This is a genomic window from Paraburkholderia heleia NBRC 101817 (assembly GCF_000739775.1).
Taxonomy (GTDB): Bacteria; Pseudomonadota; Gammaproteobacteria; order Burkholderiales; family Burkholderiaceae; genus Paraburkholderia; species Paraburkholderia heleia.
In genome coordinates, this window is the sequence record NZ_BBJH01000023.1 from 96,327 (window position 1) to 116,106 (window position 19,780).

Sequence of the window (19,780 nt, forward strand, 5' to 3'; positions counted from 1 at the left end):
CATGACTGTGCGGCCCTGGGTCGAGAATGATGTCAAAACTGCCACGCCGGATCCCAGCGTGAGCCTGAGCCGATTCTCGGGCAGGCGTTCCGCATCCTGTTGACGTGAGTCAAATGAACGAGATCGGGCGCTACACGGCATTCATGCCCGAGGCGCGGGGCACACTTTCCGGTGACGGGATGCGTGGCGGGGGCTGCGTGGGAGGCTGCGTGTGGGGCCGCGTCACGCCACCTCCTGCGTGCTGACGTAGAGCCGCTTCACCTCGTCCGGGTCGCACAGCGCCGTGCCGCTCGACAGCAGCGTCGCGGAGGCCGCTGCCTGTGCGAGGCGCGCGGCGTCCCGCAGCCTCTCGCCGCGGCGCAGCGCGACGAGCAGCCCCGCGAGGAAGCTATCCCCGGCGCCCGTTGCGCTCGAAACGGCTACGGACAGCGCTGGCACACGAATCGTTTCGTCTGATGTGACGAGCAGCGCGCCGCGTTCCCCTATCGTCAACGCAACGATCTGCGCGCGGCGCTCCTCGACGAGCCGCCGCGCAGCGCACAGCCATGCCGCCTCATCCGCGAGCGGTTGCTCCGCGAGCGCTGCCAGTTCGCCGAGGCTGGGCTTGACGAGATAGACACCTGCATCGAGTGCGAGCGCGAGCGGCAGGCCCGAGGTGTCGAGCACCACGCGCGTGCCGCGCAGGTTCGCCCAGCGGGCCAGGTCCGCGTAGGCCTTGGGCGGCAATCCGGGCGGCAGGCTGCCGCTCAGCACGAGATAGCGCGGCGCGGGCATCAGCGCATCGAGCAAGGCGAGCGTGGCCGACCACTCATCGGCGCTGATGTGCGGCCCGGGCAGGACGAAGCGGAATTCGCGGCCGGTCGAGCGCTCGGTAACCGAGAAGCTTTCGCGCGTCTCGCCCGCAATGCGCAGCCGTCGGCCGGGCACACGCTCCGCAGTCAGCATCTGTTCGAGCAAATTCCCCGCTGAGCCGCCTGCCAGGTAGACCGCAAGGCAACTCGACTCCCGGCCGTCGAGCCGCTGGATCACGCGGGCGACATTGAGCCCGCCGCCGCCCGGATAACGTCGCGCGGCCTCGCAGCGCAGCTTGTGCGTATCGACGACCCGTTCCACCGCCGTCGAGACGTCGACGGCAGGATTCAGCGTGAGTGTCACGATCTCGACCACGCTCGCCCCTTACGTAGGCGTTTGCCTACACATCAAGAAAAAATGCTTACGCCAGTTTCAGCGCCCGCTCATTGGAGCGCGCGCGACGGTGTCACATACTGAAGACGTACCACCGCTGCCGCCCGACTCCATCCGTTGCAAGGAGCGTTGACATGTCCACCGTCGAAATCCGCTCGCTGACCGCCGCGACGCTCCCCAACGCCAGCGCCGCCGACGACCCGGAAACCCTGCTCGCGCTTGCGCGCACTGCCGGCCTGCTCGTCACGCTCGACGGCCAGATCGGCCGCGAGAAGTATCAGAGCGTGGCAGGCTCGCTGCATGCGTTCCAGCGCTTCGCCGCCGCACTGCGCGACGCCCTCGTCGCGGCCGGCGCGCACTAGGGCCGGTTCACGGCAATAACGGGCCCTGGGGGCGGCTCCTGCTCCCCGCGGTCCGGGGCGCGCCTGCCGCGCGTTCTTCCTATTCCATGTGCATGCCGCCGTTGACAGCGAAATTGGCCCCTGTCGCGAACGCGCCATCGTCCGAGCACAGATACGCAACCAGCGACGCCACTTCCTCCGGCCGGCCGAGGCGCCCCACGGGGATCTGCGGCAGGATGCGTGTATCCATGATGTCCTGCGGCACGGCTTCCACCATCGCAGTGGCAAGGTAGCCCGGCGATACCGTATTCACGGTCACGCCGCGTTTCGCAACTTCGAGCGCGAGCGACATCGTAAAACCATGAATGCCGGCCTTTGCGGCCGCGTAGTTCGTCTGCCCGAAAGACCCGCGCTGACCGTTCACGGAACCAATGTTCACAATGCGGCCGAACCGCCGTTCGTACATGCCCGGCAAGAATGGCTTCGTGAGATTGAACATGCTGTCGAGATCCGTGTGCATCACCGCATCCCACTCGGGCTTCGAGAGCTTCATGAAACTCGCATCGCGCGTGATGCCGGCGTTGTTGATGAGCACATCGACGCCGCCGAACTCCGCGATTACCTTTCGTGCGCACTCCTCGCACGAGTCGTAGCTGGCCACGTCGAGCCCGAACGCATGGAACGTGCGCCCCGCCTCGCGTTCGCTGTGCAACCATGTCGCCACGTGATCGTTCTGCTCCGAATGGGATACCACCACGGTCATGCCGGCGTCGTACAGCTTCCGGCTGATGGCGGCGCCAAGGCCTCCCATCCCGCCGCTCACAAACGCAATCCGCTCCTTGCGCATCATGTTTCTCCTCGCAGACAGGCCACCGGCCGCGGATCGGCGCGATCGAACCGTCGCATCACTATAAAAACGCGTATTCGCCCGCGATTGACATGCATCAATCGGAGGCTTTCCTGGCGGAAAGCAGCGCGATGCGCGAAGGGTTGACTCAAATCAATGGTGACCCCTTGTCGGGACCTAGACTCATCCCACGCCACCCTTGTTCGCGGTTTTCTCAATCGTGGAGCGCCGATCATGGAGTACCGCAGCATTCTTGTTCATCTGGACGGCAGCGAACGCGCGAGCGCTTGCCTTGATCTCGCGTTGCTTGTCGCGCGGCAGCACGGCGCCCATGTCAATGCACTATTCGCACCCGTCACGACCGACCACGAAAGCGCATGGTCGGTCACGTTCGACGCGGCGTATCGCATGCGGACCCGGGAAGGCAAGCGCCGGGCGCTGGAGCACCAGTTCCTCAACGGGCTCTCCCAGGCGAACCTCAAAGGCACCTGGCGGGCTGCCACGGATCATGCCAGGAACGCGTTGCTCGCCCTCGCTCCGTTCGCGGATCTCATCGTGGTGGGTCAAAGCGATCCAAACGATCCGGACGCTTCGCGCAGTAACCGCCTGCAGGTTCAGGTGACGCTGGCAGCGGGACGGCCGGTCCTGTGGGTGCCCTATGCCGGGACGTTTGCCACTTTGGGCGAACGGATTGTCGTGGCGTGGGACGCAGGTCAGTCGGCCACACGCGCGCTGTACGACGCCCTGCCCTTCATGCGGCTTGCCGCGCACACCACAATCGTCACGCTCAACGCCGAGCGGGAAGGCCGCATACCGGGCGCCGACATTGCCCTCGTCCTCGCGCGCCACGGCATCGACGTGGAAATTACCCAGCTGCACACGCCCCCCACGGTATCGGTTGCCGAAGCCCTGCTTTCGCGCGTGAACAAGCTCGGTAGTGACCTGCTCGTGATGGGGGCGTACGGTCACCTGCGCTGGAAGGAACTCGTGCTCGGCGGCGTCACGCAAACCATTCTCGGGTCAATGCCTGTTCCAGTATTGATGTCGCATTGAGCACGCATTTGACGTAGCGTGCGCCTGCGTTGCGCGGCGCACATGCTCAGGTTTAAGGAAAATCGCCATGTGCTACAAGAGCCTGCTCGTCCATCTGGACGACTCGGAACGATGCGCGGTGCGCCTCGCGCTCTCGCTCGATCTGGCGGAACGCTTCGATGCGCATCTCACCGGACTGTATTGGTCGCATGCGTACCGGGACACATCCGGGGGCGAGCCAACGCCGCAGGCGCGCCTCGCACGGACGCACGAACGCTTTCTGCTCGCTGCGGAGCGCGCGGGCCGCACCGTCGAATGGCGCGCGCCGCAGCCTTGCGATAGCGCGATCGCGACGATGCACGCGCGCCACGCCGACCTGCTCGTACTGGGACAACCAGAAGACGAGGCATGGGTCGCGCAGAGCGCCGGCGGCTTCGTGGCGGACCTGCTGATGACGGCCGGGCGGCCGGCCATCGTGGTGCCGCATTCCGGCACTTTCACGGCATTCGCGCAGAACATCCTGGTAGCGTGGGACGGCAGCCGTGAAGCGGCGCGCGCCGTCTCCGACGCGCTCCCCCTGTTGCAGCGCGCCCAGTCTGTTTCGATCGAAGTGATTGCCTCTCACCGTGGCGCGCAGCGCGCGCGCGCCGAAAACGAGGCTATCGACGCCGCCGCGTGGCTCGATCTGCACGGCGTGCAGGCATCGTTTCACGAAAGCTTGAGCGATCCTCAAATCCTGACCGGAGCGGCACTGCTCAGCCGCGCCGGCGACCTGCACGCCGACCTGATCGTGGCAGGTGCTTACGCGCACTCGCGCGTGCATGAATGCGTCCTGGGCGGCGTGACACGCACGCTGCTGCAAGCGATGACGGTTCCGGTCCTCATGTCGCACTGATTCCACCTGGCGCACCGCGCCTTCGAAGAGGCGGGAAACCACCATGCTCGATCATCCCAACGACGCTGCCGCCAGCGCCACCCCGCTCGACAAGCTCGACGACTACGCGTTGCGTTACGCCGTGCGCCACGCCACGCTCGCCCCGTCGAGCCACAACAGCCAGCCGTGGCGTTTCGTGCCCGCCCACGACCGGATCCTGTTGTGCGCCGACCGCCTGCGGGCGCTGCCGGTCGTCGATCCTTTCGATCGGGAGCTGATCATCAGTTGCGGCGCGGCGCTCTTCAACCTGCGCGTGGCGCTCGCGAGTCTCGGCATCGGCTATGCCATCACGCTCTTTCCAACGAGCCTCGATCCCGACCTGCTCGCCGATGTGCGCCTGCTTCGTGAGCGGCCTGTGGGCGCGGACCTGGTTCCGCTGCTCAATGCCATTTCGCTGCGGGTCACCACGCGCCACCCGTTTTCTCCCGCGCCGGTCCCGGCAGCCGTCGAACACGAACTGGTCGAAGCGGCCCGCGCCGAGGGGGTTGACGTTGCATGCGCAACCGAAGCCGCGAAGCGCGAGGCGATCGCCGACCTCATCGCGCAAGCCGACCGGCGGCAGTTCGCCGATCCGAGGTTCCGCCGCGAACTCGCGAAATGGATCCATCCGCGCCGCACTGGCGACGGCATGCCGGCCTATGCGGCCGGACTTGGCTCCCTGCTCGACTTCGCAACCCCGCTCGTCGCCTCCGCGATCCGTACCTTCGACATGGGTGGCGGCGTGGCGGCGACCCATCGGGAGCTCGCGGCCGGCTCGCCCCTGCTGCTGTGCATCGCGACGAGCGTCGACGACGCGCAGGCCTGGCTTGCCGCGGGCGAGGCGCTCGAGCGGGTGCTGCTCGTGCTGACAGTGCACGGACTGTGCGCCTCCTATCTGAACCAGCCCATCGAAGTGGCCGAACTGCGCGCGCAGCTAGGCACGCTGCTCGGCATGCCGGAATCCGCTTGTCCGCAGCTTCTGCTGCGCATCGGACACGGCACGCCGGACGCGCCGTCACCGCGCCGCCCGCTGAGCGAAGTCGTGGCGTAGGTCCTCGTCCCAGGCAAATCGTCTGGATTCTCGAGCCTGCAACAGATCCGGACGCGGCAAGGAATTTGCCTTGCCATGCGGCATATCGATGTGACGTATGGTGTGACGTGGCTGGCGCGAGCCCGGCGAATTCGCTACGGCCGCCCTGAACATTCAGCCAAAGAGCCAAAGCACATGTGCGCTGGACGTTAGCCAACACCCGCACGCGCTATCTGACACTCCCCATTTCGCGCACGAATTCGAGTTGCGCCTGCAGGATCTGTTCGGCGCAGCGCGCATAGAGCCAGCCGGGCCCGTTGCCGGTGCTGTACATGCCGCGGCACATGCCCTTGAGCCGTATCGTCGTCGTTCCGTCCGCCGCCATTTGCCGTACCGCCCAGAAGTACGCGATGCCGAATTCATGCGGCATGCGTGTCTCGATCGTTTCGTCTGTCGTACGTTCGACTGGCGTGGGCGAGTGCCGTTGGACGAAGGCCCTGGCGCGGGCCCAGGCCTGCGCACAGTCGTCGGGCGTTGCGCATTGGATTGCACTCTGTTCTCGTCGCGCTTGCAGCTCGGTCTCGGACCGGCGGAAGGCGGCGTTGGCGTCGCGGCCCGTCTCCCGGTACGTAGTGCAAGCCGGAAGCGATGCAATCAACAGCGTCAGGCCAAGCGCCCAGCCGTAGGACAACCTGCGCGACATTTTTGTCTCCCCCGCCCGAAGATCGGCTCGCGACCGCGTGCCACCGACTCCAGGGTAAGGGCCCGGGCCTCGTTTCGATTGATCTACCTCAAGTCGAGACGGGTCCGCGTCAATGCCGCTTCGTCTGATTCAAGTCAAAGGCGGCGGGCAGGCGTGCGCTCCAATCGATGTCGGGCGCGCAGGTCGCGCGTGAAGCGAGGAGAGCATGATGAAGCTGACGTTTCTGGGCGCGGCCCAGACGGTCACCGGGTCGCGTTACCTGCTCGAAGCGGGGGACAAGCGGGTGCTGATCGACTGCGGGCTGTTCCAGGGCACCAAGAACCTGCGCCTGCGCAACTGGGATCCGCTGCCCTTCCCCGCCGGCTCGCTCGATGCCGTCATCCTCACGCACGCTCATATCGACCATTGCGGCTACCTGCCAGTCCTTGCACGCAGCGGTTATCGCGGCCCGGTGTACTGCACGCCCGGCACCGCGGACCTGTGCGGCGTCATGCTGCGCGACAGCGCACGGCTACAGGAGGAAGACGCGGCGTTTGCGAACCGTCACGGCTTCTCCAAACACCATCCTGCGCTGCCGCTCTACACACTGGAAGACGCCGAACAGGCGCTGCGGCTCATCGCGCCGCGCCCATTCGATGAACCCGTCGCGCTCGGCGAGCAACTGAGCTTCCGGCTGCTGCCAGCCGGCCATATCCTCGGGGCGGCCAGCGTCGTGCTGTGCAACGGGCATACGGTCATTGCGTTTTCCGGCGACCTCGGGCGCCCGGACGATCCGATCGTGCGTGCGCCATCCCCGCCGGTGCATGCCGACTACCTGGTGGTCGAATCGACCTATGGCGACCGGCTGCACGACGCGCTCAACCCCGAAGACGAGCTCGCCGAGATGTTTTCGCGCACCTTTGCGCGTGGCGGGATCGTGGTGATGCCCTGCTTCGCCGTGGGACGCGCACAGGAAGTCCTTTACTACATCGCGCGATTGAAACTGTCGGGCCGCATGGCGAATGTTCCGGTCTACCTGGACAGTCCGATGGCGATCAGCGTGACGGACCTCTACCGGCGTCACATGAGCGACCATCGGCTGACGGTCTCGCAGGTGCATGCCATCGATCATGCGGCGTTCATGGCGCGAACGGTGGACGAGTCGAAGGCCATTGCCGGACGCAGCGGCCCCATGGTCGTCATCGCAGGCAGCGGCATGGCCACCGGCGGCCGCGTTCTGCATCACCTGAGCCTCTACGCTTCGGACCCGCGCAACACGATCGCGCTCGTCGGCTACCAGGCGCCCGGCACGCGCGGCGCCGCGCTCGAGGCTCACGCGCCAGCCATCAAGCTGCATGGCGACTACGTGCGCGTGCGCGCCGAGATCTCCTCGATCACCTCCCTGTCCGCGCATAGCGATTACCGGGAAACCCTGCGCTGGCTTGCCGGTATGACGTGCCCGCCCGTGCGCACGTTTGTCACGCACGGCGAGCCCGCGGCGGCGGATGCCTTGCGCCGGCGCATCGTGGAGACGCTGCACTGGGATTGCTGCGTGCCGGAATACGGGCAGTCGTTCGAACTCGCCGAGGAAGCCGTGCGGCCTTACCCCTGCACGCCGAGCCCCGCCGAGGAACCGGCGCCCGCGCCGGCGGCAGGCGCGGCGCCCTGAACTGCTGGCCCGGCGCGTCCCGCGCGCGCCTGGAGGACAAGCGCCAAACTTTTTTGAGACACGGCTTCGAGTGGCTCATAAAATGGGCGTGCATCCCTCGTGCACGGGGTGTCGGCGTCACCCCCATTGGAGTCGATCCTTCATATGCGAATGGCCTACGCAGTGATCTCGCGCAAGCATTGCTTCCCGGATAGTCGGCATGAGCGCGGGTGCTGACCGGCGTATGCGCGCTGGACAAGGCGCGTGGCCCGCCATTGTCCAGCGTCTGCGCGAACCGGCCGTATCGGCCGCGCTGGCGTTCATCGTGGCCTTCGCGCTGGCTGGCGTCATTGCAACGTTCGTTACGCGACAGTGGCAAGCGGCGGCGGAACAGCGGTTCACCCGGCGAGCGGCGGCGCTGCACGAAACGCTCAGGCAGGCGCTGATTGCCGACGAGGCCATCTTGCGCGGCGCACGCGCCTTGCTCGCGCAGACGCCCGGCCCCGATCGGGCAGCCTGGAAGCACTTTGTCTCCGCTATCGATCTGGACAACTCCCGTTCGGCGATCACCGCGCTCGGCTATGTCACCCAGTACGCCAACCCGGCGGCAGGCGCAGCAGTCGCGACGCAATGGGCCGGCCTGAGCGCCAATCTTCCCGCAAACGCGTTTGCGCAGACCGAGGCGACGCGCGCCGCACGACGCTACGCTGCCGAAACCGGCAACGCCGCACTCGCGGCGCTGCCGGCGCTGGCCAACGCGCCACCGCTTCTCACGCTCTGGCTGCCCGTTTACGAGACGGGACCCGATGCACCAGGCAACGTGCAGAAGGTCATCGGCTTCGCGGTTGCCTTGCTGGACCCAGGGCGGCTCTTCGCACCGCTCGCTGCCGCCGATCCTGGGCTTGTGTTCCGCGCCCGGATCGGCACGCCTCCTTTGGACCTCTACACGAGTGAGCGCGGCGAAGAAGACGAGGTGTTGCCCGGCAAGCGGTTCCGGCGGAACGATCCGTTCGTGTTTGGCGGCGCAACGCTCGTGCTCGACGTCAGTGCCGACGCAGGTCCTGCGCTTACGGGGGCAGCAGCCTGCGCCACGGCCATTCTGCTCGCGGGGGCGCTCGGGGCCGCCGCGCTCGCGTTTTTCGTGCAACGCCTCATGCGTGCAAACCTGGCGCCCACGAAGGTCGCAGGCAACGCGCGGCTCAACGAAGCCCGCATGATGGGGATCATCCGCTCGTCGATGGAAGCGATCGTCACCGTCGACGATACCCAGCGCGTAGTAATTTTCAATCCGGCCGCCGAACAGGTGTTCGGCCTGTCCGCCATGGAAGCGATCGGCTCGCCGCTCTCGCGTTTCATTCCCGAGCGGTTCCGGGCCGCGCACGCGCAGCATGTCGAACAGTTTGGCGAGACCGGCGTCACCGAGCGCCAGATGGGCCGCCCGCAACGGGTGCTCCACGGGCTGCGGGCCAACGGCGAGGAGTTTCCCATCGAGGCATCGATTTCGCAGATCCGTGACGACTCGGGCAAGCTGTTCACGGTCATGCTGCGCGACATCACTGAACGCGTGCGCGCGGAGGACGCGCTCACGCGTTCGCGCGAAGAACTCCGGGAACTGTCGGCCAATCTGCAGAACGTGCGGGAGGCCGAAAAGACACGCATCGCGCGCGAGCTTCACGACGACCTCGGCCAGCAGCTCACCGCGCTCAAGATCGATCTCTCCGCGCTCGAGCGCCGGCTTGGGGAGAATGACGCCAGCGACGTCCCGGCGCGCCTCGCCGGCATGCGCAACCTGATCGACTCGACGGTGGGAGCCTTGCGGCGCATCGCGGCCGACCTGCGGCCGGTCATGCTGGACGATCTCGGCCTCGTGCCGGCCATCGAGTGGCTGGCGAACGACTTCACGAACCGCTACGGTATTGCCGTGGAACGCGATCTGAACGCGGACGCCACAATGTTTTCGAACACCGCTTCCTCCGCACTCTTTCGCATTGTTCAGGAAGCCCTGACCAATGTCGCCCGTCATGCCGACGCGAGCCTCGTCGAAATTTCGCTCAAGGTGGACGGACCAAGCTGCGTCCTGCGCATCGCCGACGACGGGCTTGGCGCGACCGGCGCCCCCGCAGATCCCGCCAGCACGCAGGCCAACGCTTTGCGGGACAAGTCGTTTGGCCTGCTCGGCATTCGCGAGCGAGCTCACATGCTCGACGGCACCGTTTCCATTGCTACCGCGCCCGGAAAGGGCTTTACCATGACGATCACGTTCGCCCTCCATGCTCTCCTGCCCGAAGAGGCCGCATCATGATCAAGGTGATCATCGCCGACGACCATGCGCTCATGCGCGACGGTCTGCGCCGCATACTGGAAAGCGCACTCGACGCCCAGTTCGAAGTCATCGGGGAAGGCTGCGACAGCGCGACCACGCTCGCGCTCGTGCGCGAGCACCCCGCCCAGGTCCTCGTGCTGGATCTCTCGATGCCAGGGCGCAGCGGCGTGGATCTCGTCAAGCAGATCAAGGACGAAAAGCCCGGGTTGCGCATTCTCGTGCTGACCATGCACGCCGAGCAGCAATACGCGGTACGCGCCTTCAAGGCGGGCGCTTCCGGCTACCTCACCAAGGAATGCGCCAGCACGGAGCTGGTTAGCGCCGTGACGAAGATCGCCGCCGGTGGCGTGTATGTCAGCATGACGATGGCCGAACGCTTCGCCCAGAGCCTGAACGAGCCGGCCGACACGCTGCCCCATCAACGGCTTTCCGACCGCGAGTTCGAAGTGTTCCGCCGGCTCGCGTCCGGACAGACCATTACCGAAATCGCGCAGGAACTCTGCGTGAGCGCGAAAACCGTCAGCACCTATAAGGTGCGCATCCTCGAAAAGATGCAGATGCCGCACGAAGCCGCGCTCGTGCGCTACGCGATGCGGCACAAGCTCATCGACGATCCCGACGAAGCCTGACCCTCGGGCGTCGCGGCCGATCGCCGCATGACTGTAGGAATCGCCCTACACGTCTTCCGTTCCGCGTACGTCACTTTCCATCACCGCCGATATTTTTCCGAGATGGCGTTGACGATACTGGCTACATGAAAGCCAGTCCTGTCCGCCAGCGCCTGCAGGTCTTCCTCGTCGAGGATGCGACCGCGGTGCGCAGGAAAATCGCCGAAGCGTTGTCGGCCATTCCCGATGTGACCGTGATTGGCGAAGCCGAGGATGCGGCTAGCGCCCTGACCGGCATCGCTCAAAGCGGTGCGGACGTCGCGGTGGTCGATCTGAGGCTCGCGAGCGGCAGCGGCATCGAATTGCTCACCCTGCTTGGCCGCGAGCAGCCATCGGTTGTGACGGTCGTGCTGACGAATCACTCCGGCGCACCGTTTCGCGCAGCCTGCCAAAAGGCGGGAGCCCATTTCTTCTTCGACAAGACGTCCGAGTTTGAAGCCGCCTGCGAAGCCATTGAAGCGTTAGTGAAACAGCGCGTCACCCCCGCGCGCTGAACTGGAGACGATCATGTATGCCGAGCCCGCCTGCGAAACCTCACTGTCCACCCCGCCGTCCGCACGCTGGCGCGTCGTGCCGCTGCAGCCCGCCGTGCGCGAGAGCGCGCCGCGCCAGCCGGCAACGCGCTGCTCGACCTGCTCGCTGCGTGCGGGCTGCATGCCGCCGGACCTCACGTCCACGGAACTCCAGCAACTCGACACCGTGGTTCTCACCACACGCCATGTGCACCGCGGCGAAACGCTGTTTCGCGCGCACGACGCCTTCCAGAGCCTCTACGCCGTGCGGACCGGATCGTTCAAGACGGTCGTCATGCATCGCGACGGACGCGAGCAGGTCACCGGTTTCCAGATTCCGGGCGAGCCGCTCGGGCTCGACGGCGTTTGTTCCGGGACGCACAGCTGCGATGCCATTGCGCTCGAAGACAGCACGGTTTGCATTCTGCCGTTCGGCCAGCTCGAAACGTTCTGCCGCGAGAGCCGGCGCATGCAGCGCCATCTTTATCAACTGATGAGCGGCGAAATCGTGCGCGAATCCAGCCTGATGATGCTGCTCGGTACGATGACTGCCGAACAGCGCCTCGCCGCGTTTCTGCTCGATCTCGCAGCGCGCTTCGAGGCGCGCGGCTACTCCGGCGCGCAATTCAACCTGAAGATGAGCCGGGAGGAGATCGGCTGTTTTCTCGGCATGAAGCTCGAAACCGTGAGCCGGATGTTCTCGCGCTTTCAGCGCGAAGGCCTCGTCGAGCCGAACGGCAAGCAGATCCGCATCGTCGACCTGGAGGGACTTGCGCGCGTGTGAAGCGAAAGGCGGCGTTGCGGTCGCTCAACGGTGTAGGCACAGCAAGCCTCGTCGCTGAAGTGCGCGTATGGTTGCGGCGCCCGGTATCCGGCGCCGCGCTTTTTTAGGAGATCCAGATGCGATCGACCGCCACCGGAATCGCCTGGCGATTGACACATGTCAACGGGAAAAAGGGCGCCGATGACACCATGGATCGGGCCGGCAGTCTTCCGCTCCCCGGCCGCATTCGAGGAGAGATTCGATGTCACGCACTCCCACGCCAGCCGCTTGCGCCATGGTGATTCCGTCTTTGCATGACGGGATGAGGAAGATCCTTTTTCACGCCGCAGCGGTCTGCGCCGTCTCGTTGTATGCCGTCGCTGCGCATGCGCAGCTCGCCGAACCCACTGAGCTCGTGGATCAGCAGCACTGCATGTTCTGCCACACGTCCGACGCGCCATTTCTCGCGCCGTCGTTTCACCAGATCGCCGAGCGTTACCGCGACAAACCGAACGCCAGCACCCTGCTTGAAGACAAGCTCAGGCACGGCGGCAAGGCGCACTGGGGCGACATGCCCATGCCCCTGCCCGGCGACCGCGGCGGCCCGCTCTCGGCCCAGGATGCACGTACGCTCGTTCAATGGGTACTGAGCCAGTAATGGCACCGGATGTCTAAAGGCAAGGAGCATCCTCATGCGTGTTACCGTCCATCTCGACAGTTTCGACCAGCTCGACCCTTGCGCTTACGCGATCGTCTGGATCGACACCGAAGCAAGGAAATGGTCCCGCGAAGGCCACGCGGGCGTGAGTCTGCCCGAATGGGGGCAATGCCTTCCATCCCCGGGCGGCACCAGCCTGTTCGCGTGTCAGGACCGGGGCGAGGTCTGCACACTCGAAGGCCTGAACCTTGAGGCGAGCGAAGGCCCGTATGAAGGCGAATGCGGTAGCGTCAGATGGCGCGAGCGCCTGAACGCCGGGCCACTCGAAGGACGTTGGCACGTGCAATGTGTCGACGAGAGCGTGCCCGATGCCGAGGATGGCCTCTTCGCTGACGAAGTCTGATCGAGGGCTTCCTCTTCGGGCGCCACGGTGCTCAGTGATCGCGGCGCCCAGCACCGCTTCGAAAAACGGCGCTTGCGGGCGCAGCGGAACCGAGTTGACGCTCGGCCGCGTCGAATGCCGCACGCATGGCGGCCACCGGGTCGTCGCCCTCGCAATGGTCCAGCGGCGCGAGTTCCCTCGAAGCCGAAACGAGGTCGAGACGAACGTCATAGGCCGGCTGTTGGCTTCCAGGCTGCAAGTGGCGCATCCGCTCGATCGCGAGATGACAACCTGCCAGCACGCCGCTGAACCGCTCGAGGCGCAGCAGCTGAACGCCGGCTTCCGCCTCGAGGGCAGCGGAACCGGGGAAACCCAGATAAACGATTTGCATCCCGAGTCCCATCACCGCGCCCCTTCAGAAATCCGCGTTGTTGCTGCCCGAAGGCTTGCCGCCGCCATTGACCACGCCTGACTACACTTCAAACGCGTGACGGATTTTCAGGTCGATCCACACCATCCCTTCGCGCAGCCCTTCGAGCACAGCTTCCCGCTCGGTTTCGAACACACGGTGATGCGCAAAGGCGTGGGAGAAGCACTGCGTCTGCGGGCCGTGCGTGACACTGACTTCGCAGCGAAAACCGCCTTGCGGGGCCGGCGACGTGAGTGCCTGGACGCTCCAGGCGTCCGAATCGATATGGCCGGTAAGTGACATGATTGCGTTCCCCCTGGGGCGTGGCGGCGATTGACTGGACCTGCGGTTGAATTCAGGATAAGACCGGGTAGCCGAAGCAAATTGATGCATATCAACCTGACTCGCACGGCTCACCGCGGTGCGCTACCGAAGGTCTGCGTGACGCGGCGCTCACGCGCGCTGCTGCGAGAGCGGACCGGCGTTTTACTGCCATCACCTGCCCCGTGCGATGCGCGCGTCGCCATCGCCCGATGTGTTGCGCACTTCGCCGGCGCGGCAACGAGAACCGGGCACGGGGCGGCGCGCAGGGCGTGCGAGGCAACGCTGCCGGGCAGCGCCTGTGTCCGCATGCGCCGCCCCTGCAGCCCGATGACGAGCAGATCGGCTCCCCAGCTACGCACCTCGCGCAATATCGTGCTGGCGACGTCGTCGAGTTCGACGTCCGTCGCCAGCGCCGCAAGCGATACCCGGGCGCCGCGGGACGTCACGAGCGCTCGTGCATGGGCAAGCGTACTGGCACGGTCGTCCTCGAACAGATGGTCGAGTTCTCGCCCTCCCACACGGAGCGTGCGCTCGACGACGTAGATCACGCGCAATTCCACCTCGGCCGGTATGCACCCAACTGCGAGTCGAAGGGCGCCGTAGGCACTCGCGCTTCCGTCGACGGCAATCAGCGCGCGGGAAAGAGGGGGTTCCTCCAAGGCAAGCAACTGCGACGGCACGTACAGCAACGTGCGGCGTGTCGCGTATGCGATTTCCTCCGGGTCGAGCCTGCACGCCCAGTGCTGCCCGGGGTGATGTGCGGCAAGCGCCACCAGATCGGCGTCGAGAGAGTTGGCGGCGCGCGCAGCGGCGACAGGCGCGGTCGTATGCAGTACCGAGAGATCGAGCAGTTGCACGTCCGGTTTGCGTCGCTCGAGTGCTAACGCGGCTGCGGCGTCGCACAAGTGGAGTTTTGCCCGGCGCAGCATCGCGGCATGTGTCTCGGCGCTGTCCGGCAGGCCCGACTTGAGCGCGGGGATCAGCGAGGCCGGATCGGCGATGACTTCGACGAGACTGAGGGCCGAATCGCGATCTGCAAGGCGGCAAGCAAATTTCGCAAGCGCAGCGAGGCCACTTCCGCCTTCGGCGGCGGCCATGAGGCGGTGGAAAGGTTTCGATGGCACTTCCATGTACGTATCCAGTTCAACTGAACAAAGACCATAGCGGCACGATGAGTGGCCGCGTCCTGGGTCTGTCCTCACGCCAGCATCGGCGTTTTCGCGCCCTGCGGCACGAGGAGCAGCGGCAGCACCGTGCGCTGCGCCACGTCGGCGGCGACGCTCGCGTAGCGCCACCGCCCGCCTTCATGGCCGCCGCGCGTGCCGAGCACCAGCAGGTCCGCGCGCCACTGCAGTGCCGCCTGAATGATCGCGTGCGCCGTCGACTCGCCATCGTGCTCGGCTTCGAGAACGACCGCGTCGAAGTCCTCTGGATGCTGCGCGGCCGCCGGATCGCACGCGAGGTATCCCACGCGCACTGCCGTGCCAGGTGCGGCCAGCCTCGCCGCTTCACGCACGCCGCAAGCCGACGCCGCGCTTGCATCGGCCGCCACGAAAACACGCCGCGGCGGCACCGAACAGTGGCGCGCGGTGGGCGTCGGCAGCAAAAGCACCGGGCAGGCCGTTTCGCCCGCGAGAGCGACCGGATTGGCCGGCGCCCCGATCGTCAAGTCTGCCTGCCAGCCGCGGACCGCGCGTGCAAGCGCCTCGTTGCGCGCTGCGCTGTCCGGCTCCGCGCCGAGGAATTCACAGTCCGCCTCGATTCCGCGTAGCGCCAGCAATTCGCGAGCGGCTTCGAGCGTCGCGGCCAGGGTGATCCGATGGGAGAAGTTCTGCGCGGCCCGCTGATCCGAATCCGTCAGCGAAGCCGAAGGTGCCAGGCCCGCAAGCCGTACGTGCGCGCCACGAACTGCCCAGCCCGCTACGCAGTCGAGCAGCGAGGCTACGCGCTCCATTCCGGTGAACAGGACATAGAGGCGTGAATAAGGCGCAACGTGCTGCCTGCTGGCGGCCGCGGCAGTCGGTCGTTTCATTTTTGTCCCCCTCTCGCTCATGTCCCCGCTACGCATTGCGCCGTGCGCAAGCCGGGCTGCATCAGCGCAAAAAAAGGGCGCGGGGTCAATGCCCCTGCGCCGCCATGGCGCGCGCCGTGCTTTCATGCCCGATCGACGCGCCTTCTCCCCCGTCCCGAAGACCTCAGGCGCTCACTGGATCTGCAGCCGCTTCTGCTCGGCGGCCGCCTTTTTCGGCAGCGTGAGCGAGAGCACGCCGTCCTGATACTGCGCATTGGCGGTGGTTTCGTCGATGTCGCTGGCAAGCGAGAACGTGCGAGCGAAAGACCCGCTGTAGCGCTCGCGGCGAATGACGCGCTCGCCTTCCTTCTGCTCGGTCTTGCGCTCGACCTTTGCATGAATCGAAACCACATTCCCGTCGATCTTGACGTCAATGTCCTTCTTGTCCACACCCGGCAGTTCGGCTTTTACCGTGTAAGCCTTCTCGTTCTCCGTGACATCGAGTTTGATCGCCGAGAGTTCGTTTTCCTCCGCGGCGAGCATCCCGCGCATCGGCCGAAACAACCCCTGGAAGAGGTCCGAAACAGGCTCCATGGGAAACGGGTCATAACGTGTCAGATTGCTCATTGCATTGCCTCCTTTAGCCCTTCGTGGCGCACAACCCTGCGATGAGTCGCGCTGTACCCAATTTAGGCAGTAAGCACGTTTTCTGATTGATCTGCCTCAATGTCTCCTTTCTCCCGCAATGCGCGCGCGCCCTGCTTGTCCGTGAACAGATGATTGATTCAAGTCAACTGCCGCGAGCCCTCCATTCTTAGACTCGAATCACGTTCTCCGCCCCGAGGGGCGGCGCGACCACCCCGTTCGCTGGAGAGATCACGATGAGCTACAAGACGATCATGGTGCATATGGATACGGGCGCGCGCGCGAGCGCGCGACTCTCGCTTGCGCTGAAGCTGGCCCGCCGGTTCGGCGCGCATCTGGATGGGCTCTTTGCGGCATTCGAGCCGAACCCGCGCGAGTTTTACGTGATGGCCGGCACAGCCGACTATTACGAGACGCACCGCAAGCTGCGCCGCGAACAACGCGGCGCGATCGAACGGCTCTTTCGCGCCGAACTGGCGCGAGCGCAGGTCGACGGCGCCTGGATGGCTCCAGAGGGCAATCCCGTCATGGCGGTCATGCAGCGCAGCCGGACTGCCGATCTCGTCATCCTCGGGCAAACCGATCAGGAAGATCCGGAATCTTATATTGCCGAACACTTTCCGGAGACCGTGCTTCTGGGCGCGGGCGGCCCTGTGCTGCTGATGCCATATACAGGCAGTTTCGAGTCGGTCGGCGAACGCGTGCTAGTAGCCTGGAACGGAAGCCGCGAGGCCGCGCGCGCGGTTCACGACGCCATGCCCTTCATTGCGCGGGCCGCCCACGTGACCATCGTGGCCGCTTCCACGACCTTTACGCCCGCCGAGTCGCAGGCGTCGTGTGCCGACCTCGCGGCCATGCTTGCGCGCCATGGCGCGACGACGGTCGATATCACCCGGTTCAAGCGCGACACAGCCGAATCCACAGGCGATGCGCTGCTCAGTTATGCGGCCGACGGCGGCTACGATCTGCTCGTGATGGGTGCCTACGGGCACGCGCGCCTGCAGGAACTCGTACTGGGCGGCGCCACGCGTTCCATCCTTGCCTCGATGACACTGCCGGTGCTCATGTCTCATTGACGGACCTCGCCTCGATTCCGTTCAGCTTCCCCTGGAGCCTTACCATGTACTCGCGCATTCTGGTCGCCCTCGACGGCAGCAAGACCGCCTCACACGCTCTCGACGCCGCGATCAGACTGGCGCTCGACACCGGCGCGCAGCTGCAGGCGCTCTACGTGGTCGACCTGCCCATCATCGCGTACGACGTGCCCGGCTACGATCCTTCGATCGTGCGCGATGCGTATATCGAGGAGGGACGGATGATTCGTGCCGATGCCGATGCGCGTATGGCGCAACAAGGCGTGAAAGGCTCATCGCGCTCGGTTGAAGTCGAGTTCCCAGCGGAAGATGTCGCACAATGCATCCAGCAGGCGGCTGCCGACTGGCATGCCGATCTGATCGTCATGGGCACACACGGGCGCCGTGGTGTGCGACGCCTGATGCTGGGCAGCGTTGCGGAGCGCGTGCTGCGGTGCGCGCGCTGTCCCGTGTTGCTCGTACCGGCTGCGCACGCGGCGGCGTCCGACCAGGACAAGCAGGCGAAGCGCAACGCGCACGTACCAGCCTGAGCGGCTGTACGGTCAGCCGCGCGTGGGTCACGTTTGTGAGTCACGTTTGCTCGAAGCAATCGCCGCGGATTCCCTCCTCAAGCAAGAACAAGCAAGAAGCGCCGCGACAAACAGCGAGGCAGAAAGAAAACCGGGCCAGTCGTATTGCTGGCCCAGCCTTCACCGCGCCTGAATTCCCCGTTCCTTACATCGGCGCGAACACGACCGGGTATCCGAGATGGTCCTCGACACCCTTGACGCCAGGCACACGCTCCGCGGAGACGAGGATCGCCTTGCGCTCCTCCTCCGAATTCACCGTACCCCAGAAGTGGACGACCCCCTCCTTGACGACGACGTTCTCCGCCGCCATTGCCCAGCGATGCCCATCCAGCGCGTGCATCACGTTGCGATGGATGGCTTCGTCCGAAGCCATGGCCGCCTGATCGGGCCGCGCGGCGCTCGCCAACGCGCGTATCAGGTTCGCACGGCTTACGATACCCACCAGCTTTCCCTGATCGAGCACGGGCACACGCTTGATATGCAGGCGTTCGAGCACGTCAGCGATTTCGCTGAGCGGCGTGGAAGGCGCAACCGAAACGACATTGCTCGTCATGACATCGCCGACCTTCACCGCGTTTTCCTTGAGGTACTCGCCCGCTAGCTTGCGTGTCGAATGGAGAAATTCGCCAAACCAGCTTCGCTGCGGCTTGCCGGTGCCCGTTTCCACACGATGTAGCAGATCGCTTTCGCTGAGTATGCCGACAACCGCTCCGCCATCGTCGACTACCGGAATGCCGCTGATATGATGTTCGGTGAGCAGCGTCGCTGCCTCGAAGATCGACGTATTGGGGCGCACGGTGATGACGTCCGTCGTCATGATGTTTGATGCTTGCATGAGGTCCTCCATTAAGGGCCAACGCCCCAATATGACTCAATTTAAAGACTGCCGCGCTGCGCACATTGACTTGAATCAAGCGTGCGGCCCTACTGCGACCGGGCTTTCACGGCATTGTCCGAATCCCTGTACATGCGAAAGTAGCCGCTGTGGAGCGTGATCGCTTCGGACTGCGTCGCCTCGATCATGCGGGCCGCCGCCCTTTCTATCGCGGCCCGGTGGGCAAGAAACGCGCCGCGCAAATCCGTCTCGCGCAGGGAGGCGGCGCCGAAATGATCCTCGAGCGCCTCGGCCGTGATCGCACATTCGACGTGCATGTCGCCGGCCGTGGCGGGAAAGGTCAATGCGAGCCGGTCGGCGTCATAGTGCGGCGGCCGGTCGGAAAAGATGATGTTCATGCTGATGCACTCCCGCGCATGGGCGCTTGCGAACGAGCTAGATCGTGATGTAACCCTGGAAGGACCATGGCAGTTCCATGTGCAATATTTCTGCCGCGGCGGGTGCTCGCGCCATGCACGAGCCAAAAAAGCCGGGAGCGCTATCGGCCGAAAACACCGGAACAAACGAGAGCGAGTCGTTGATCGTGACGAGGAAGTCGGGGTTGTAGCACGACGGCGCAAAGATCTTCACCGATTCGAAGAAAGCGGCGCCATCCGCATTGCGTGCCCACTCGGTCGCCTGCAAAGCCGTGGGGCTGCGCATCTCGTAGCATGCCGGCAATTCGATGGTCTGTCCGCCGTGGGAAATCCGTTCCGCGGGCCGGTAAACCAGCGTTGCGCCCGGATACGGCAGGCAGCGCAGGGATTGCGGCACTGGACCTTCGGGCCCGAGGCGCAGAGGCGGCCATGCCGCGAGCGAGAGGCACAGTTCAGGCGTGCGTTGCGCGAAGTAATCAGTGAGCCAGTTCAT

At 65.4% G+C, this 19,780-nt stretch carries 24 protein-coding genes; 13 read left to right on the forward strand and 11 right to left on the reverse strand.

The window, feature by feature from the left end; translation table 11 throughout:
• Positions 1 to 222: 222 nt before the first annotated feature.
• Positions 223 to 1,167 carry a 1-phosphofructokinase family hexose kinase gene (locus BHE01S_RS19725; protein WP_042266881.1) on the reverse strand — a complete coding sequence of 315 codons (945 nt, stop codon included), beginning with the start codon at positions 1,165 to 1,167 and terminating at the stop codon, positions 223 to 225.
• A 152-nt stretch (positions 1,168 to 1,319) separates the two neighbouring features.
• Here BHE01S_RS19725 and BHE01S_RS19730 point away from each other — a divergent pair, with 152 nt between their 5' ends.
• Positions 1,320 to 1,547 carry a hypothetical protein gene (locus tag BHE01S_RS19730; protein ID WP_042266882.1) on the forward strand — a complete coding sequence of 76 codons (228 nt, stop codon included), beginning with the start codon at positions 1,320 to 1,322 and terminating at the stop codon, positions 1,545 to 1,547.
• Between the two features lie 79 nt (positions 1,548 to 1,626).
• On the opposite strand, the gene BHE01S_RS19735 is transcribed toward BHE01S_RS19730, so the two are convergent.
• Positions 1,627 to 2,373: a beta-ketoacyl-ACP reductase gene (locus tag BHE01S_RS19735; protein ID WP_042267018.1), complete on the reverse strand. Its 747-nt coding sequence runs from the start codon at positions 2,371 to 2,373 to the stop codon at positions 1,627 to 1,629.
• Positions 2,374 to 2,607: 234 nt separating this feature from the next.
• Between BHE01S_RS19735 and BHE01S_RS19740 the strand changes: the two genes are divergently transcribed.
• From BHE01S_RS19740 to BHE01S_RS19750, 3 genes are all read left to right on the forward strand, one after another.
• Positions 2,608 to 3,426: a universal stress protein gene (locus BHE01S_RS19740; RefSeq protein ID WP_042266885.1), complete on the forward strand. Its 819-nt coding sequence runs from the start codon at positions 2,608 to 2,610 to the stop codon at positions 3,424 to 3,426.
• A gap of 67 nt (positions 3,427 to 3,493) precedes the next feature.
• The gene (locus BHE01S_RS19745; RefSeq protein ID WP_042266886.1) at positions 3,494 to 4,300 is read left to right on the forward strand and encodes a universal stress protein; all 807 of its coding nucleotides are present in this window, start codon (positions 3,494 to 3,496) and stop codon (positions 4,298 to 4,300) included.
• 43 nt (positions 4,301 to 4,343) lie between these two features.
• Positions 4,344 to 5,369: an Acg family FMN-binding oxidoreductase gene (locus BHE01S_RS19750; RefSeq protein ID WP_042266887.1), complete on the forward strand. Its 1,026-nt coding sequence runs from the start codon at positions 4,344 to 4,346 to the stop codon at positions 5,367 to 5,369.
• A 208-nt stretch (positions 5,370 to 5,577) separates the two neighbouring features.
• On the opposite strand, the gene BHE01S_RS37910 is transcribed toward BHE01S_RS19750, so the two are convergent.
• Positions 5,578 to 5,778 carry a hypothetical protein gene (locus tag BHE01S_RS37910; protein ID WP_157025496.1) on the reverse strand — a complete coding sequence of 67 codons (201 nt, stop codon included), beginning with the start codon at positions 5,776 to 5,778 and terminating at the stop codon, positions 5,578 to 5,580.
• A 481-nt stretch (positions 5,779 to 6,259) separates the two neighbouring features.
• Here BHE01S_RS37910 and BHE01S_RS19760 point away from each other — a divergent pair, with 481 nt between their 5' ends.
• The 7 genes from BHE01S_RS19760 (at position 6,260) to BHE01S_RS19790 (ending at position 13,005) form a co-directional block, all read left to right on the forward strand.
• The gene (locus BHE01S_RS19760) at positions 6,260 to 7,699 is read left to right on the forward strand and encodes an MBL fold metallo-hydrolase RNA specificity domain-containing protein (protein WP_084069034.1); all 1,440 of its coding nucleotides are present in this window, start codon (positions 6,260 to 6,262) and stop codon (positions 7,697 to 7,699) included.
• A gap of 199 nt (positions 7,700 to 7,898) precedes the next feature.
• A complete protein-coding gene (locus tag BHE01S_RS19765) occupies positions 7,899 to 9,980 on the forward strand; it encodes a PAS domain-containing sensor histidine kinase (RefSeq protein ID WP_084069020.1) in 2,082 nt (693 codons plus the stop codon).
• The gene (locus BHE01S_RS19770; RefSeq protein WP_042266891.1) at positions 9,977 to 10,630 is read left to right on the forward strand and encodes a response regulator; all 654 of its coding nucleotides are present in this window, start codon (positions 9,977 to 9,979) and stop codon (positions 10,628 to 10,630) included. Before BHE01S_RS19765 ends, BHE01S_RS19770 begins: the two co-directional genes overlap by 4 nt.
• A 125-nt stretch (positions 10,631 to 10,755) precedes the next feature.
• Entirely contained in the window at positions 10,756 to 11,163 is a 408-nt protein-coding gene (locus BHE01S_RS19775) for a response regulator (protein WP_042266893.1), read from the forward strand.
• A gap of 13 nt (positions 11,164 to 11,176) precedes the next feature.
• On the forward strand, positions 11,177 to 11,965 hold the full coding sequence (locus BHE01S_RS19780) for a helix-turn-helix domain-containing protein (protein WP_042266895.1): 789 nt from the start codon (positions 11,177 to 11,179) through the stop codon (positions 11,963 to 11,965).
• A 301-nt stretch (positions 11,966 to 12,266) separates the two neighbouring features.
• On the forward strand, positions 12,267 to 12,602 hold the full coding sequence (locus tag BHE01S_RS19785) for a c-type cytochrome (protein WP_042267022.1): 336 nt from the start codon (positions 12,267 to 12,269) through the stop codon (positions 12,600 to 12,602).
• A 34-nt stretch (positions 12,603 to 12,636) separates the two neighbouring features.
• Positions 12,637 to 13,005, forward strand: a complete 369-nt coding sequence (locus tag BHE01S_RS19790; RefSeq protein ID WP_042266896.1) for a DUF3564 family protein — start codon at positions 12,637 to 12,639, stop codon at positions 13,003 to 13,005.
• Positions 13,006 to 13,036: 31 nt separating this feature from the next.
• On the opposite strand, the gene BHE01S_RS39140 is transcribed toward BHE01S_RS19790, so the two are convergent.
• From BHE01S_RS39140 to BHE01S_RS19815, 5 genes are all read right to left on the reverse strand, one after another.
• On the reverse strand, positions 13,037 to 13,387 hold the full coding sequence (locus tag BHE01S_RS39140; RefSeq protein ID WP_042266898.1) for a hypothetical protein: 351 nt from the start codon (positions 13,385 to 13,387) through the stop codon (positions 13,037 to 13,039).
• A 69-nt stretch (positions 13,388 to 13,456) separates the two neighbouring features.
• The gene (locus tag BHE01S_RS19800) at positions 13,457 to 13,696 is read right to left on the reverse strand and encodes a hypothetical protein (protein WP_042266899.1); all 240 of its coding nucleotides are present in this window, start codon (positions 13,694 to 13,696) and stop codon (positions 13,457 to 13,459) included.
• A gap of 110 nt (positions 13,697 to 13,806) precedes the next feature.
• Entirely contained in the window at positions 13,807 to 14,814 is a 1,008-nt protein-coding gene (locus BHE01S_RS19805; protein ID WP_052405996.1) for a universal stress protein, read from the reverse strand.
• A 101-nt stretch (positions 14,815 to 14,915) separates the two neighbouring features.
• The gene (locus BHE01S_RS19810; RefSeq protein ID WP_167337697.1) at positions 14,916 to 15,749 is read right to left on the reverse strand and encodes a universal stress protein; all 834 of its coding nucleotides are present in this window, start codon (positions 15,747 to 15,749) and stop codon (positions 14,916 to 14,918) included.
• Positions 15,750 to 15,920: 171 nt separating this feature from the next.
• On the reverse strand, positions 15,921 to 16,355 hold the full coding sequence (locus tag BHE01S_RS19815; RefSeq protein WP_042266903.1) for an Hsp20/alpha crystallin family protein: 435 nt from the start codon (positions 16,353 to 16,355) through the stop codon (positions 15,921 to 15,923).
• Positions 16,356 to 16,609: 254 nt separating this feature from the next.
• Between BHE01S_RS19815 and BHE01S_RS19820 the strand changes: the two genes are divergently transcribed.
• Both BHE01S_RS19820 and BHE01S_RS19825 read left to right on the forward strand, forming a co-directional pair.
• Positions 16,610 to 17,449: a universal stress protein gene (locus BHE01S_RS19820; RefSeq protein WP_042266904.1), complete on the forward strand. Its 840-nt coding sequence runs from the start codon at positions 16,610 to 16,612 to the stop codon at positions 17,447 to 17,449.
• A 44-nt stretch (positions 17,450 to 17,493) separates the two neighbouring features.
• Complete coding sequence (locus tag BHE01S_RS19825; RefSeq protein WP_042266906.1) at positions 17,494 to 17,997, forward strand: universal stress protein; 504 nt, start codon at positions 17,494 to 17,496, stop codon at positions 17,995 to 17,997.
• A 184-nt stretch (positions 17,998 to 18,181) separates the two neighbouring features.
• Here the strand turns inward: BHE01S_RS19825 and BHE01S_RS19830 are convergent, their stop codons facing one another.
• The 3 genes from BHE01S_RS19830 to BHE01S_RS19840 form a co-directional block, all read right to left on the reverse strand.
• On the reverse strand, positions 18,182 to 18,871 hold the full coding sequence (locus tag BHE01S_RS19830; protein ID WP_042267026.1) for a CBS domain-containing protein: 690 nt from the start codon (positions 18,869 to 18,871) through the stop codon (positions 18,182 to 18,184).
• A gap of 89 nt (positions 18,872 to 18,960) precedes the next feature.
• Positions 18,961 to 19,269 carry a DUF1488 family protein gene (locus BHE01S_RS19835; protein ID WP_042266907.1) on the reverse strand — a complete coding sequence of 103 codons (309 nt, stop codon included), beginning with the start codon at positions 19,267 to 19,269 and terminating at the stop codon, positions 18,961 to 18,963.
• 37 nt (positions 19,270 to 19,306) lie between these two features.
• Entirely contained in the window at positions 19,307 to 19,780 is a 474-nt protein-coding gene (locus tag BHE01S_RS19840) for a hypothetical protein (protein WP_042266909.1), read from the reverse strand.